Raw genomic sequence first — 15,442 nt, 5'->3', positions numbered from 1 at the left:
AGCCGGCGTACCGCGACTGAAATCTGCTTTCATCCGACACGACGTCGCCAGATCCAGACCGTTGCGGCACCATTTTGGGTGCGATGCTTGTTATCTGGGCGATTTCTTGGCTCGTCCAGCAAGCGGTTCCCGCTTGGAAGAAAAGACAGCCGGCAAACGGCGAAGCGGTGCAGGAGAACGTTGCAGCAATGGTCCTTGGCAAGCGAACGCCCCCAGGCGTGTACCACGATTTTTTCGAGGAGCTGCTTACGCTCGCGCGTAAGCACAAGTGTTCCGCATTGAGTGTCCGTGTGACGCGGCGGAACGACCCCACAACGCAGATGGATTGGCGGGCGCCTGTAGAGGAGGCGCTGGACGTGTTCGAGGTGAAGAACGCAGAGTAGACGAGGTTGAGACATGCACTTTACGGAGCCACGGTGCCGAGGCTTTCCGATGGGTGATGGTAGCGGCTCGACACGAAACGCCCCACCCACTAGACTTAGGGTTACGGAGAGTTGGCAGAGCCCGGTTGAATGCACCTGACTCGAAATCAGACATCGTCGCAAGGCGATCGGGGGTTCGAATCCCTCACTCTCCGCCACACACTTCTTGGGTAGCCCCAAACTTTCCTGTTTTGCAGAAAATGCCAGCTAAATTATGATTTAACTGGCGTCCACACGGTTATGTGCGTCACGTCTGTCATGCCTGTTATAGAGCCTCAGAGAAGTTCTTTGGTAGCCTTCCCGGTACTACTCTGGGTGGCATAGCCATTCCTAATCTCAAATTTTGAGATTGTTCTTTGGTTTTGAACTTCTTCCACTCGAAGAAGAGTCAGCCGGTACGAGACAACGGTACCGAGCGAAGGCGTTGCGTCACATCGATGTCTTCTCGATGCCTTCTGCCCGTGCATGGAATGGCGTAGGCGGAGCTTCTCACCGGGCTTCTGCCCCGACGGAATAAGCCCCATCGTGCAGCGAAGTTCCTATCGCCTGTGTCCTGGTTGACTCGGATGATCGGCTGGGTAGTGGTAAGCCGATCATCTGTACTGGGTGCGGAGATCCACGTCGGTGAGACGGCCCACGGCGGCATGGAAAACTTCAGCGATCTTCTGCTTGTCGGATCTGTGGATATAGCGACCGCACACAGAGAAGCACGTTACGCGGCTGCTCTGGGGTGCATACCTCTGTCGAACTTACGCCACCTACGCCTTTGGACGGCTATCGCCGATGTCTTCAGCGCATCTCGGACGCTACGCTGACGGCAATTCACTTAAGGAAGTGCCCAATGCGCCTTCGTCATCTTCTGGCCGCCTCAGCCCTGCTCTGCTCCAGCTTGGCTGCTCATGCTGACACTTTCTCGTTCACCTTAAACGGTGGCGCAAGCGGGTTCTCTGGAACTGGTACGCTGACGGGTAACCAAGTGTCGTCTGGCATTTACCTCGTTGACGGCATCACCGGAACTGGGGTCACAGGACTGATCGCTCCGGGTGGTTTCAATGGAAACGACAACCTGCTGTACACCAACGCCTCACAGACCTTCGACATGCACGGCCTGGGATTCACCGCAGTGACCAGCACCAACTCCTTTCGGGTGGACCTCTACGGTTCTGGCGGGAACTACTATGCCTTCTTGACTGACAGCGACAACTTCAGCACAACAGTTCCGGTTCAGTTCTCTACATCCGCAGCCACGCCTGAACCCTCCAGCCTTGCCCTGCTTGGCACCGGATTCCTCGGTGTGATCGGAGCTGCTCGTCGCCGGTTCGCTTGACCTTGGAAATATGCGGACACGGCAGAGGCCCAGAGATGCACTCTGGGCCTCACACTTTACGCACGACCAAGCTTCAATCAGGTGCGCGCCGCTAAGCTTGCTCAGGCCGGCTTCCTTTTTGTAACCCGCCGATCGGTATGCCTCGCAGCAGACCGCGAAAAAGCCGAAGGTCTTGTTTGGGTATGCAGCGCTGTGTATTGGCGTCCCCGACGGGATTCGAACCCGTGTTACCGCCGTGAAAGGGCGGTGTCCTGGGCCACTGGACGACGGGGACTCCTGGGCGCCCGGCTGCGAGCCGTCTTTCTAACGTACATCCGAAGGTTGACTCTGTCAAAAATGCACCCCAGAGAGTTGGGTCTTCTGAGCGAAAGACCTAGATTTCTCGTAGGGCCGTTACACCGAGCGAACGTGACTTAACTAAAGACGGATTTGGTCAGTGCCACGCTGTGCCAGCTCAGAAGGAAAATCCAACATGGCCACATCAGGAACGTAATTCAACAGAGGCAGGGTAAGCTCCACAATGCAGCCCGTGTCTCCGCTCCGGTTCTCCAGTCGAATGGCGCCGTTGTGAGCGGCTGCGATCTGTTGGCATAGCGTAAGCCCTATGCCGGTTCCACCTGGCTTGGTGGTGTAAAAAGGCACAAACAGGTTCGCGGGGTTCGCCAGGCCCGGTCCATTGTCGGCAATGCGCATGGCAACCTTGCCGTTCAGGGCGCGCCACGACACCTCGATCCTCGGGGTTGTGTGCTGGAACTCAGGGTCGGCGGCAGCTTCGGCGGCGTTTTTGAAAACATTGATGAGCAGTTGTTGCAACTGATCGGGGTCGGCGTGTACCCAAACATCAGGAGAAGGCTGGAGCAGGATTGGCACTCTGCGCTCCATCAGCGCGCTTTGCTCAACCAAAGCAGCAATTGACACCGGTTGCATGCGAGGCGAAGGCAGCCGCGAGAGCTGCTGGTACGCCTGCAGAAATCTGTTGAGCGATTCGGCGCGGTCTTCAATCATGGCGAGACCGCGGCGCAAGTCGTGCAGGTCCTGCGAGCTGTGAACGCCGGGATCGAGCCGTAACGGACGCGAGCGCAACATGCTGGCGACGGATTTGATCGGCGTAAGCGAGTTATTGATTTCATGGCTGAGTACGCGGATGAGCCGCTGCCAGGCAGAACGCTCTTCTTCGCGCAGCGCCGCGGCGACATCGCTAAGCGTTACCAATACGTGCGGCACACCATGCAGGCGGAACACAGTGCGGCGCACTGACCACCTTGGTGCTGCATCGCTTCCCGTGTTCGTATTTGTGCGGCTACCGCGGCCGGTTTGATGTTCACGGTTACGTTCGGAAGTAATCACGCTCTGGTCCCGAGCCAGCAGCAAATCACTCATGGAAAGTTCCTGAGCAGTCTGGCCCAAGGCATTGCTTGCGGTCAGGCCGAACACTTGCTCCGCGGCAGCGTTGAGCAGACGCAACCGGTCGTTCTGATCAAAAGCAAGGACTGGGGACTGCATGGATCCGATGACACGGTCGGCAAGTGTGAGCGCATCCATTGCGGCGTTGCGCTGTACCTGCATGGTTCGGGCAAGTGTATTGATTTCAAGCGCCAGATCGCCCAACGCGTCACCGCGTATTGCACCGCGGGCGCGGAAGCTGAAATCTTCTTCACGCAATGCAGCAACGATGTTTGAAAGTGTTTGCAGCGGACGAGCAACAGTGTCAAAGAAAATCGCCGTGATCGTGCGCCACACCAGCAAGGTGCCTAAGAAACAAAGAACGGTGGCGGTCCAGGAGAGGCCGGCTGCGTGGCATTGCCACAGCACCAGGATGAGCAGGGGCAAAGAGAAGCCCCAAAGCCAAAGGTGGAGCCGGCGCTCAAAGCTGAGCCGGCGACGGGAGCGGCTCAACGGCAAGCGTTTTCGCGCGTGTTGATTCGGAGACGGGCCGGTTTCAGGCCGGCTAGAACCCATGCTTTTCCATGCGCCGGTACAAGGCACCGCGACTTAGCCCCAGCGCCTCCGCTGCATGACTCACGTTGCCCCCAGCGCGAGCAAGCGCCTTGCGTACCAGCACGGCTTCCACCGCCTCAAGGCTGAGGTCATCGAGGTTCGCCGAGGAAGTGCGCGTTCCGACATGCAGACCCAGGTCGGCGCTGCTGATCTGATCGCCAGTGCAGAGCAGCACGGCGCGCTCCATGGTGTGGTCAAGTTCGCGCACATTGCCGGGCCATGCGTAGTGCAGCATCTGCTGCAGTGCCGCGGATTCAAACCCATGCACCGCACGACGATAGCGAGCAGTGTAGCGAGCCAGGAAGTACGCTGCGAGGATTGGGATGTCCTCGCGCCGTTCACGCAGTGCCGGCAAACAGATCTCAACGGTATTCAAGCGGAAGAACAGGTCCTCGCGAAAGCGGCCGGCGGCCGCCTCGGCGCGCAGGTTGGCATTGGTTGCTGAGAGCATGCGCACGTCGACGCTTCGCGTGGTTGACGAGCCCACACGTTCCATCTCGCCCGTTTCCAGCACACGCAGCAGCTTCGCCTGTTGGCGTAGGGGTATGTTGGCGATTTCATCAAGGAAGAGGGTGCCGCCGCTTGCCAGCTCAAAGCGACCAATCCGATCGGCTCGGGCGTCTGTAAACGCTCCTTTGACGTGACCGAACAGTTCACTTTCAAACGTTCCCTCCGGCAACGCTCCGGTGTTCACCGCGACCAGCGTGCGGTGGGAACGGCGGGAGAGCCGGTGCAGCGTTTGCGCCACAATCTCCTTGCCGGTGCCGTGCTCACCCGTGATCAAGACGTTGGCGTCAGAAGGGCCGATGCGCCGCACCAGGTTCAGCACAGGCCGCATCGCGGGGGCGGTTGCGATGAACTCTGGCGCGCCGTCCGCGCGGAGCATGTCGTTCTCGGCCTCAAGCATCAGAGTCCGCCGATGCGCGCGATAGAGTTCGACTTGCGCCTTAACGATGGAGATCAGCCGGACGTTCTCCCACGGCTTCTGGACAAAATCGTTGGCGCCGCGCTGCATCGCTTCCACGGCCAGATCGACGTTCGCGTAAGCGGTCATCAAGATGACCGGAAGCCGGTCGAAGCTCTGTCGAATTTGCTGCAGCAGTTGAAGGCCTTCGGTGCCACTCGTCGTGTCCCGCGTGTAATTCAGATCGATCAACAGCGCGTCATATTCTTGATGCTGCAGACAATCCAGCACAAGTGCGGGCGTGCGCGCCGTTTCCACATGGAAGCCTTCAGGACGCAGCAGCAGCGTGAGCGCTTCCAGAATGAAAGGCTGGTCATCCGCAACAAGCAGACGTGGTGCGGAGGGCACGCCTGCGCTGCGCGATGGTGCGGTTTCGATAACAGGGGCTGTCGCCATGGCTAGTCAGAGCTTTGGTTGTGCGCCAGTTGCGGTCTGTACACCGCTTCGGGCTGATTCTATCGAAACATGATTGTCGGCGAGCGTAGTGCCTGTGGCACGCTGCAGTTCGACGCGCGCCTTCTGGTAGGCCGTGCGGGCAGCGACCAGAAGACTTTCTGCCGTGGCCAGGGCCTGCCTGGCTTGAAGAGTGTCCAGAGCCGAGCCGGCACCGAGTTGCTGTTCCTTACCCATGATCTCAAAGGTGTGTCCGGCGATGTCGCGCGCTTTCGCTGCGGCAGTCACGCGAGCCGCGGCCTGCGCGAGAGCATATTGCGCGTTACGCACTTCGATGCGGATCTCCTTGCGTCGCTGCTGCAGTTCAATTTCGGCCTGGCGCGTTTCCAACTCGGAGCGGTACTGGTCACTCTTTGCCTGACGATTGCGGAGCGGAATCGCCAGGTTCAGGCCGACGAAGTAAGTCGGCGCGCTGTTGTTAAAGGCGTTTTCGAGAGAACCGCCGAAGCCGAGCGGAACCGTAGAGGTGACCCCCGCGGAAGGATTGGCCAAACCTGCCAGGCCGGTTCCGCCGTAATTGCCAATCAGGTTGAGTGAAGGCAGGAGTGAATTATTGACGGCCTTGCGACTGATCTCCCGGTTGTTCAGATTGGTCGTACTGATCTTCAGATCCAGTCGACGGTTCAGGGCATCGTTGATTACATCCTCAGTGGAGTTCGTTGTCTCAGGCAGCGTTCCGCGGTTGATGCTGCTCAAGTCAATGGGGCGCACCGGCATCGATTCCAAGATAGGATCATCAAGGTTCTTGGTGAGCGCGTTTTTGATCAGTAGCTCCTGAAATTGCAATGTCGCCTTGGCTATGGTCAGGTCTCCCTCGGCTCGCGCGACCTCGCCTTCATCCTTGGTCACGTCCAATGCCGGGATTGCCTGCAATGCAAGCTGTTTCCGGGCTGAAAGCAAGGTGTCATTTGCAAACGCCAGCGAGCGCTGCTTGACTTGCTCATCCTCGTACGCTGCGACCAGATCCCAGTAAAGGTTCGCAGTTTGCGTGACCGTGCTGATGACTTGCAGTCCAAAAGCTTCGTCGGAAATCTGCTTGTTGTTGCGCGCGATGCGCAGATATCGAAGGTTGGGACCGAAGCCGAAGCCGGCAAGCAGTGGCTGCCGGACCGAGAACTGGTATGAGGAGTTGAGCACTGGATTCAGAAAGGTGAAGGCACTGTTCGTCGTTTGCCTGTTTGCGTTGAAGGCGAACTGAAGGCTGGTGCCAGTGGGGAAGGCCTGTGCGTATGCGATATCGCCGCTCCACTCGTTGAAGCGCAACGTGGGAACGCCATTGAGTGCGAGGTTGGACAAAGGCTCGGTCGAGTGCGTGAGACCGATGTCACCGGTGATAACTGGATCGTATGAGTTCACAGCCGTGCCGCTGCCAAGTGTGGACTGAACAAGGCCGGATGCACCAGCGCCGGCGCCACCCGCACCGCCGCTGGTGCCGCCCACACCCGCACCCGCACTGCCCGAGCCAAAGGCGCCCACACCGCCACCGCCGGGCGTGTTCTGTACAACGCCCGTGTTCACACCGCGCGTGCTGCCGCCCGCTTTGGTCCGCAATATGTCAGCTTCCGCGATCGGAATGTTGTATCGCGCAATGGCGAGGTCCAGGTTGTTTTCCAGCGCGAGCGCAATCGCATCCTGCAACGAGATCTCGAGCACGCCGTTGTGCATCAGCGTATCAAGCCGGGCCGAGTTTGCCAGGTTCGCGGGTGGTACAGCCGTAGGTATGTAGGCGTGGAAAGGATTGCTGGAGTGGGGCACGGTGAGAGGCACCGCCGGCTGAGATACTGCATGTGGCTGTGGCGACGCGGGTGTTTGCGGTCCCGCTTGCGTCTGCGCGCCTGCCTGCGCCAGCGCCACAGCGCAGGGAAGCGGCAAAGAGAACAAAGCCGCAAGGCTGGCGAGACATTGTGTCGATTTTGCGATCATGCTGCGTTCGTTCCTGTCTGCGCGGATGTGGAGCCCGAGCCATTGGCGCGATCTTCGGTGATCCACCCGTCTCGCATCTCAATGACGCGTGTGCCGTAGGCGGCGTTTGATTCAGAGTGCGAGACTTGGAGGATAGTCGTGCCCGCTTCGTTGAGAGATCGAAACAGCCGCATGATGTCCGTTGCCTGCGCGGAGTGCAGGTTGCCGGTCGGTTCGTCCGCCAGAAGTAGCGACGGACTGTGGATCACAGCCCGCGCAACGCCGACAACCTGCTGCTGCCCGCCGGAAAGTTGTGACGGGTAGAGATCTTTCTTGCCGACGATGCCGAAGCGATCGAGCGTGTCGGCCACCAAGGCCTGGCGCTCGCTACGAGGCATGTTCTTGTAAGACAGCGGCAGGTCGATGTTCTCAGCGACCGTCAGGTCATCGAGAAGGTGGTAGCTCTGAAAAACCATGCCGATCTTACGGCGCGCTACCTCCGCGCGCTGCTTGCGCTGCATGCGGTGAATGGCCTCGCCGTCCAGCAGGTACTCGCCCGTCCAGCCGTCATCCAGCAGCGCGAGCGTGTTGAGCAGGCTTGATTTACCAGCTCCGCTTGGACCCATCACGGTGACGAACTCGCCCGGTTGAATTAACAGGTTGATGCGGCGCAGCACGAAGGTCTGCTCGTGTCCAGCCTTGTAGGACCGCTCCACATTCGTTAGCTCAATCATGAAAAGTTACTCCGTCCGCAATGCGGTGGTGGGATGAATAGTCGCGGCTCGCCGAGCGGGTATCAGCCCCGCCAGCAGCGCCACCGTCGTGATGAGTACAACGGCTTCCGCGATGGTGACGGGGTCCGTCGCGGAGACGCCGTATAACTGCCCGCGCAGCGAACGCGCCGCAAGCAACGCCAGCGGCAGGGCAACAGCGATGCCCACGCCCGCAAGCTGAAGCACATCGAAAACGACCATGCGTGCGACAAGGGCCCGGGTGGAGCCGAGCGCCATGCGGATGCCAATTTCGCGCGTCCGCTGCGCGACGGAGAAGGCGAGCACACCGTAGAGACCGATGCCGGCAAGCAGCGTGGCAAGCACGCCGAAGGCAATGGCAAGCAGGCCGACGATCTTCTCGTCGCGCAACGTGTTATCGATCTGTTCCTTCATCGTGCGCATGTTCTGGACAGCGAGCGCGAGGCTGATCTGCCGCATGGTTGCGGTGACCGCCGCCTGCAGGCTGAGTGGGTCCTGCACAGTGCGCAGATACACGGTGACACGCCCTGCTTTGGAGTCTTGGGCAAGTGGCGTAAAGTCGGTCATCTTCACGCCATCGCGCAGGCCGATGTGGTGGGCATCACGGCTGACGCCCACGATCTGCATCCACTGGGGATTCTTGCCACCGCCGCGGGCCATGCGGCGGTTCAGCGCTGCTGCATCCGAGCCAAAGTAGTGGCGGGCGAAGCTTTGGTTCACAATCGCGACGGGCAGGTTTGCCGCGTTGTCCGTCTCTGAAAAATCGCGGCCGGCGACGATCGGCTCCCTCAGTGTGGAGAAATAACCGGGTGTCACCTCGATGCGGCCGATGTCGAGGTCTTCGTCGGGCGGCGCGGTGTAGCCCTCCACTGTCACGTTGGTGCCGTTGTCGGAACCGGCGAGTTCTGCACTGTCCGTCGCCGCCACAGATTGCACGCCCGGCAGAGATGCCAACCGGTCGAGCATGGCGAGCTGGAGCGGCGCGATTTGCTGCGGCGTGTAGCCGGCCAGCTCCGGGCTGATGCGGAACTGCAGCAGGTGGGCTGTATTGAAGCCGACGTCGACACGTCGCAAGCTCTGCAGTGTGCGCACCAGCAGTCCAGCGCCTATCAGCAGGACCACGCTGAGCCCCACCTGCAGACCAACCACCAGGCGGCGAAAACGAATGCGAGTCTTTCCCGCGGTGCCGCCCTGCTGCTTCAGCGAGGCGACGAGATCCGGTTTCAGCAGCATGACGGATGGTCCGATGCTGAACAGCACACTTGTGGCAAGACCGACGGCAAGGCTGAATACAAGGACGCGCGCGTCCACGCCTGAAGGGAAGAAGGCGGGATCGCCCGGATCGGTGAGCCGTGCCGAAAGCGCGTGAACCGCAAGCGGTGCAACCGCCGCGCCCAGGGCCGCGCTGGCCAGGCCGATCAGCATTCCTTCCAGCAGCAGTTGCGAGACGACGCGCCGCGCGGTGGCGCCCATGGCGTAGCGCAGCGCAAACTCGCGAACGCGGCCGGCGGAGCGCACCAGAAGCAGGCTCGCCACGTTCACTGAAGCGATGAGCAGAACCAGTGCGGCCATGCCAGCGATCACAAGCAGCGGCGTTTCGAGCGTTTCACGACTGTAGGAAAGTCCCTGCGCACCCGGTAAGAGGTGAAGGCGGCTGTTTGCCAGGAATTCATCCGTAAACCGCTCCGAGCGATTGCCGAGCGCCTGCAGTTCCTGAGCGCGCAGCGCGTGCCACAGGGGCGCGATTTGCGCTTCGGCGGTAGTTGCTCCGGTTCCGTCGCGGAGCCGGCCGACCAGGTTCAACCAGCGATCCTGGCGGTTCCTCAGACCGTCCTTCTGCGATGGAATCAGCAGGGGTGTGGCGGACAGCGGCACGAACAGCGCGGGCGTTTGTCCCCAAACCGCGCTGCGAAAGCCCGGGGCGGCAACGCCCACAACAGTCCACGACTGCCCGTTCAGGCGAAGCGTACGGCCGACGATGCGGTTGTCCGCCCCGAGGTGGTCGTGCCAGTACTCATAGCTGAGCACAGCGACCGGGCTCGCTCCGGGCGCTCTGTCATCCGCGTCGTTCAGCACGCGGCCAAGCAGCGGCTGCACACCGAGCACATTGAAATAATTGGCGGAGACGAACTCCGCGTCTTCCGCGCTGGAAGTGTCGCCCTGCTGAATACCGACAGGCACCGACGTTGTGGCGACCAACCCCTGCAGCGCCGGCGCGTGATCCCGCAGATCGCGGTACATGGGGTATGAGAACAGCAGCTGAACGTCACCCCCATGACCGCTGGTGCGCCCCTGCCACATCTTGCCGGTGCCCTGCAGAATGACGAGCTGCTTCGGGCTCCGCACCGGCAGCGAGCGCAGCAGCGCCTGATCGAGCAAAGAGAAAATAGCGCTGTTCGCACCCACGCCCAGGGCCAGTGTCAGCACAGCGGTCATGGTGAAGCCGGGAGCGCGCCGCAGCTGGCGCACGGCATAGCGAAAGTCCTGCAACAGGTTGGTCATTTGAATGCTCCTGTACTTGTGGAGGTGAGTGGATCGGCGCGCCTCATTCGCTGCGCAGCGCCTCTACAGGTTGTGTATTCGCGGCACGGCGAGCGGGTAGGAGCGCCGCCAACAGACCGAGCACGAGCATGAAGAGCACCAGTAAGACGAGCAGCGTGCCATCGCGTGAGGTCTGCAACTCCACCACGCTGGCGAACACCTTACGGGTGAGCAGGGTGAGCGCGACGCCCAGCACGGCGCCGCAGCCCACTAAGAAGGCAACGCGCCGCAATATGCGGCCAAGCACGTGTGTCCGTGTCGCCCCCAGAGCCATACGCACGCCAATGTCACGCGTGCCGGACTCGACCTCCTGGCTCACCAATCCGTACAGGCCCGCCATGGCGAGCAGCACTGCCAACCCAGCAAAGATGCCGAACAGCACGCTTTCCATGCGCTCCAGCACAAGCTGATCGCTCATTACTTCGCGCAGTGTCTCTGGCATATGCATCGGCACAGCAGGATCGGTCTCGTGGAGTGCGGTGCGCAACGAAGGTATAAGCTGCTTCGGGTCTCCGGTTGTGCGCAGCACGAGCACCAGATTCGTCATGCCGGAGCTGTACTTCTCGGGCATGGTGTCCATCAGGACGTCCATCTCGGCCATAGGAGGCACTAATAAATTCTGTCGCACGCTTCCTGTAACACCCTGGATGACGGACTGATTCGGATCTTTCGGGTCGCCCTCAACGCGGGCACCCAGTGGCGATTCGCCTGCGGAGAAGAATTTGCGGCGAAAGGCTTCGTTCACCACGTAAGGCGGATTTTCACTCTTTGTTCGGTCAAGTCCCGGCGTCAGCATCCGTCCTTGCATCAGCGGAATGCCCATCGTCTCGAAGTACCCCTCTGTGAAGTAGCGGACTTCCGCGAGATGCTCCTGGTTTTTGGGCGCGGGTGGGTGGCCCACGATCTGCACATCGGAGTTGCTGCCAAACGATTGCACAGGCAGCATATTGATCAGACCGGCGGCGGTTACGCCCGGCGTGTGCCGGATTCGCTCTAGAAGAGGCTTGTAGAAAGCTGTGAGTGGATTGCGATTCGCGTATCCGCCTGGTGAAAGATCAATCTCAAGCGAAAGAATGTGGTCTGGATCGAAGCCGGTCTCTGTTCCGCGAAGGCGTGAGAGGGACTGCATCAGTAGTGCCGCGACCGAGAGTAGGGTGAGCGACAACGTGACCTGCGCCACCAGGAATGTTGCGCGCAAACGGTTCTGACTGCGGCCCCCGCCGGCTTTGCCACCGGCTTTCAGCGCGGTGTTCGGGTTCAAAGAAGAAAGCCGCAGAGCCGGCAGCAGCGAGGCGAGAACGCTGGTGAGCAGCGCGAGCAGGAGAGTCACGGTCAGTGCCGTCCAATCCAAATGCACGTCAGCGCCGCGGGCAAGCGCTTTTATAAGATAAGCGCGCATGCCGGCCAGCAGAGCGTATGCGAAGCCGATGCCGAGCAGGTCACTCGCGACCGCCAGAACCAGGCTTTCGGTGGCAATCTGCCGGATGAGTCGGCCTCGTGCGGCACCTACGGCGCAGCGCAGCGCCATCTCGCGTTCCCGCTTGACTGCACGCGCCAGCAGCAGCCCGCCAACGTTCGCACAAGCGATCCCCAGCAACGCAGCAGCGGCGCCGGCCAGCAGCCAGAGTGAAGTCGTTGTCGAACCTAACACTTCGGACTGTAGTGTTTGAAAGCTGCCGGTGCGACCGGCGTCCTCATCTGGGTAAGCATGGGCAAGATTACTCATCAGCGACACGAGCTCCGCGTCGGCAGCCTTGGCGCTCACGCCGGGCTTAAGCCGGGCGATGGTACGCATCCAGTGCGAACCGCGATTCTCTCGCCACGATTGCTCTTCATTCCGGAATGGCATGTACACAGTGCGGCTCAGGCCTACAGAAAACCGGAACCCGGCAGGCATGACACCGATGATGAGCGAGGGCCGCCCGTCGAGCAGGACGGTGCGGCCCACAACACCAGGATCACCTGCAAAGTTCTGCTGCCACACTTCGTAGCTGAGTACGGCGACATTGTTTCTGCCCGCCTTCTCTTCACCAGGGTAGAAAGTGCGGCCCAGAACTGGCTTTACGGCAAAAACTGAAAAGAAATTATCACTGCCGTTGACCACGTGCAGCGCAACGGCATCCGTCCCATTCTGCAGATTGACAGATCCGGTCTCGTAGCCGGCGAATGCATCCAGGGTAGTGAATCGGTCGCGAATGTCACGGAAGTCCGGAAGAGAAAAAGGCTGCGTATAGCCCGAGATCGACAGAGTGCGGGTAACCAGGATGCGCTCCGGATGATTGAAGGGCAACGGACGAATGAGCATCGCATCCATAACGCTGAATACTGCAGCGGCCGCACCGACGCCCAGCGCCAGCGTCAACACCGTGACCAGCGCAAATCCGGGTGCGCGCCGCATCTGGCGCAGTGCATAACGAAGATCTTGCATCAGCGTGTTGGAAACGGTCGTGATCATTGATCCTCCTTGAAGGTCGAGCATCTGAGATCCTGTCGAATAGCCCACATACTCAGCTCTCCTGCCTCGTTGCGCGCTTCATCATTCCGCCCTCAGGGCAGACACTGGGTCGATGGTGCTGGCGCGACGTGCCGGGATGTAGCATGCCGCGATTGTGGCCGTGAAAAGCAGCAGCGCGGCAAGCAGACCGGCTGCTAGTTCACTTGTCACCGCATGTGCCGACGCGTGCAGCACCGCGAACTCCGCCACCGATCCGCTCAGCAGTTGCGGCAGCCCGGTAGAGAGCAGTGCGCCGATTAGAAGTCCCGTTCCCGTGAACAGAACGCCGCGCGTAAGCACCGAGCGAAGCACATCACCACGGGTTGCGCCCAGCGCCATGCGGACCCCGATGTCACGTGTCTGTTGCGTCACCTGATAGCTCAGAAGACCGAACAACCCGACTGCCGCCAGCAAAAGCGTGAACGCGGCAACGCTCGTTGCCATGCTTCCAAAAAAGCGCGGCGCCGCCATGCTGGCATCGACCACGTCCTGCATGGTTTCCACACGCGTGAGCGGTAACTCTGGATCTGCGTTCCGCACCGCGGATGCCATGGCTACTCCCACGTCCACACCATCCGCCGCGCGAACCACGAAAGTTGTGGCGAACCAGTTGTTGATCATGCGGCTAAACTCATTCGTGATCTGCGGTATGGCAACGTAGGCAATTGGGCGCGACTGCTCCAGCAGCGAACTTTCTTTGGTATCGCGTGCAATGCCGACGATTTCGTAATCGCCGCTGTTGCCGATATTGATCCGGTTCCCGAGGGCATCCCCGTCCGGCCACCAGCATTTCGCCATGGCCTGGCTGATTACGGTTACTCGCGGCGCGGAGGCGTTGTCTGTCTCGCCAAGGCCGCGGCCGCGCAGCACTGCGATGCCGATGGTCCGCAGATAGTTCGGACTGACGAAGCGTGTTTCGATGGAGCGGCTCTGGTCTTTGCGGCCCGTCGGCCAGCCGCCATTGTTCAGCCCGCGGTCGAGTGGCAAGCCGTTCACGGCGCCCGCGGCACGCACACCCGGCGTATGAACAAGCTGCTCTACAACGCGCGCGGTCAGGGACGCATAGCGTTCCGTCCTGCCATAGGAATCGCCCTTCAGGGTCACCTGGCCGATCGTCACGTGCTCCGTTGCAAAGCCGGGCGCGATGGCCCGCATGGCCAGGAACGTATGCAGCAGCAACGATGCGGCCATCAGCAGAACGAAGGTGAGGGAAACCTGCGCCACGATCAGCATGCGGCCAGCACGGTGATAGGTTCTGGATTGTCCTTGTGAGCCGTCGTTGCGCAGGCCTGAGTTCACCTCGCGGCCAAGTATTACGGACGCGGGCAGCAGGCCAAAGAGCAACATACCTGCTCCAGCTAGACCCGCGGCGGCAATGGCCAGCGGCCACAGTGCGGCGGCAGGCTGCAGGCGAGGCATGTCAAGCGGTGCGTACAGCACAAACGCCTGCGCCGCGACACGAGACACCAGCAGGCCAAGCGCCGCGCCGGCAACGGCAAGCATTGCGGATTCGGCAAGCAGGAGACGCAGCAACGCCGCACGCCCCGCTCCGAGTGCACTGCGCACGGCCAGTTCTCGTGTCCGCGCAGCCGTCCGAGCCACCATCATGCCAGCAAGATTCAGGCATGCAATCAGCAGAACTGCGGCTGCGGCGCACAACAGCAAAAGCAGGCTGCCGCGCACGTCTCCCGCCAGGGCCGCTCGTAAAGGAAACGCATCCAATCCTGCCGCGTTGCCGTTGCGAGTCGTCCATCGGCTGTACCAGGCATTCTGACGCGCAAACTCTGGCAATAGACCACCAAGCTCCAACTGTGCCTGCTGCTGCGAAACGCCGTCCCGCAACCGGCCAATCATGGCGTAATTCGTTCCGTCGTATCCTTCGTCCTTCGGACTCATCTGCAGCGGCTGGAAGATTCCGGCGGCAGAGGTTTCACGCGTACCGCCCTGCATGTCAGCCAAGACACCCGCCGGCAGCACGCCGATGACTGGCACGTCTTCTCGGTCGATGTGAACCAAGTGACCCACAATGTTCGGATCCGCCGCGAAGAGCGTCCGCCACATACGGTCACTTAGCAGCGCGGCACGCGGTCCACCGGACCGGTCTTCATCGGCGCTGAAGCCTCGGCCCAGTCGAGGATAGATGCCCAGCGTAGGCAGAAAATCATGGGAAATCCGCAATTGTTGCACTGGAAAGGCGTACCCGCGTGCCGCCGAAGGGTCGGCCACATTGACGCCGGTAGGTCCACCATCGCTTACGCCCACAGATTCGTACGATCTTGCATACCGGCGAATGAAATCAGCCGCACTCCCGACCTGGCTTGTGGACGCGGGTGCCCCCGGAAAATGGAAGCTGAGTGCGACCAGCCGGTCTGGTTGCTTGTACGGCAGCGGTGCCAGCAATACCTGCCGCGAAATGCCGAACATGGCTGCAGCCACGCCGATGCCAATGCCAAGCGTGAGCAGCGCCGTGAGCGTAAACCCAGGCGCACGCCGCAGGCTGCGCAGCGCGAAGCGAAAATCCTGCAAGATCTCGGTCATCATGGTGTGGTCCTCTCACGCGGGTGTTGGAACGAAGTGCCTCGCATCCGC

The 15,442-nt window shown here is 60.9% G+C and carries 9 protein-coding genes and 2 tRNA genes; 3 read left to right on the top strand and 8 right to left on the bottom strand.

Features of this window, described 5'->3' with window-relative positions; all coding sequences use genetic code 11:
• Positions 1-188 precede the first annotated feature (188 nt).
• The 3 genes from ACOFKT_RS08965 to ACOFKT_RS08955 all read left to right on the top strand — a co-directional run bounded on the left by ACOFKT_RS08965 (position 189) and on the right by ACOFKT_RS08955 (position 1,749).
• On the top strand, positions 189-383 hold the full coding sequence (locus tag ACOFKT_RS08965; protein ID WP_419807055.1) for a hypothetical protein: 195 nt from the start codon (positions 189-191) through the stop codon (positions 381-383).
• A 105-nt stretch (positions 384-488) separates the two neighbouring features.
• Positions 489-580: transfer RNA gene (locus ACOFKT_RS08960), tRNA-Ser, on the top strand.
• A gap of 608 nt (positions 581-1,188) precedes the next feature.
• Positions 1,189-1,749 (top strand): PEP-CTERM sorting domain-containing protein, encoded by a 561-nt coding sequence (locus ACOFKT_RS08955; RefSeq protein ID WP_419807054.1) that lies wholly within the window; start codon positions 1,189-1,191, stop codon positions 1,747-1,749.
• Positions 1,750-1,947: 198 nt separating this feature from the next.
• Here the strand turns inward: ACOFKT_RS08955 and ACOFKT_RS08950 are convergent.
• The 8 genes from ACOFKT_RS08950 to ACOFKT_RS08915 all read right to left on the bottom strand — a co-directional run bounded on the left by ACOFKT_RS08950 (position 1,948) and on the right by ACOFKT_RS08915 (position 15,394).
• A tRNA-Glu gene (locus tag ACOFKT_RS08950) sits at positions 1,948-2,023 on the bottom strand.
• A gap of 143 nt (positions 2,024-2,166) precedes the next feature.
• Positions 2,167-3,645, bottom strand: coding sequence for a sensor histidine kinase (locus ACOFKT_RS08945; protein ID WP_419807053.1), 1,479 nt, complete (start codon positions 3,643-3,645; stop codon positions 2,167-2,169).
• A 52-nt stretch (positions 3,646-3,697) separates the two neighbouring features.
• Positions 3,698-5,107: a sigma-54-dependent transcriptional regulator gene (locus tag ACOFKT_RS08940; protein ID WP_419807052.1), complete on the bottom strand. Its 1,410-nt coding sequence runs from the start codon at positions 5,105-5,107 to the stop codon at positions 3,698-3,700.
• Between the two features lie 6 nt (positions 5,108-5,113).
• Positions 5,114-7,087: a TolC family protein gene (locus ACOFKT_RS08935; protein WP_419807051.1), complete on the bottom strand. Its 1,974-nt coding sequence runs from the start codon at positions 7,085-7,087 to the stop codon at positions 5,114-5,116.
• On the bottom strand, positions 7,084-7,800 hold the full coding sequence (locus ACOFKT_RS08930; RefSeq protein ID WP_419807050.1) for an ABC transporter ATP-binding protein: 717 nt from the start codon (positions 7,798-7,800) through the stop codon (positions 7,084-7,086). The genes ACOFKT_RS08935 and ACOFKT_RS08930 overlap by 4 nt, the downstream gene beginning before the upstream one ends.
• 6 nt (positions 7,801-7,806) lie before the next feature.
• A complete protein-coding gene (locus ACOFKT_RS08925) occupies positions 7,807-10,320 on the bottom strand; it encodes an ABC transporter permease (RefSeq protein WP_419807049.1) in 2,514 nt (837 codons plus the stop codon).
• A gap of 43 nt (positions 10,321-10,363) precedes the next feature.
• Positions 10,364-12,814 carry an ABC transporter permease gene (locus ACOFKT_RS08920; RefSeq protein WP_419807048.1) on the bottom strand — a complete coding sequence of 817 codons (2,451 nt, stop codon included), beginning with the start codon at positions 12,812-12,814 and terminating at the stop codon, positions 10,364-10,366.
• Positions 12,815-12,895: 81 nt separating this feature from the next.
• Positions 12,896-15,394, bottom strand: a complete 2,499-nt coding sequence (locus ACOFKT_RS08915; protein ID WP_419807047.1) for an ADOP family duplicated permease — start codon at positions 15,392-15,394, stop codon at positions 12,896-12,898.
• Between the last annotated feature and the right edge of the window lie 48 nt (positions 15,395-15,442).

Origin of the sequence: Terriglobus sp., from assembly GCF_965201105.1 — a bacterium.
GTDB lineage: Bacteria > Acidobacteriota > Terriglobia > Terriglobales > Acidobacteriaceae > Terriglobus.
This window is presented reverse-complemented; position numbering and strand designations above follow the sequence as displayed.

Excerpts from the sequence above, each read along its gene's own strand:
- ACOFKT_RS08965 (WP_419807055.1), top strand. The coding sequence starts at position 189 with ATGGTCCTTGGCAAGCGAACGCCCCCAGGCGTGTACCACGATTTTTTC.
- ACOFKT_RS08940 (WP_419807052.1), bottom strand. The coding sequence starts at position 5,107 with ATGGCGACAGCCCCTGTTATCGAAACCGCACCATCGCGCAGCGCAGGC.
- ACOFKT_RS08935 (WP_419807051.1), bottom strand. The coding sequence starts at position 7,087 with ATGATCGCAAAATCGACACAATGTCTCGCCAGCCTTGCGGCTTTGTTC.
- ACOFKT_RS08930 (WP_419807050.1), bottom strand. The coding sequence starts at position 7,800 with ATGATTGAGCTAACGAATGTGGAGCGGTCCTACAAGGCTGGACACGAG.
- ACOFKT_RS08925 (WP_419807049.1), bottom strand. The coding sequence starts at position 10,320 with ATGACCAACCTGTTGCAGGACTTTCGCTATGCCGTGCGCCAGCTGCGG.
- ACOFKT_RS08920 (WP_419807048.1), bottom strand. The coding sequence starts at position 12,814 with ATGATCACGACCGTTTCCAACACGCTGATGCAAGATCTTCGTTATGCA.
- ACOFKT_RS08915 (WP_419807047.1), bottom strand. The coding sequence starts at position 15,394 with ATGATGACCGAGATCTTGCAGGATTTTCGCTTCGCGCTGCGCAGCCTG.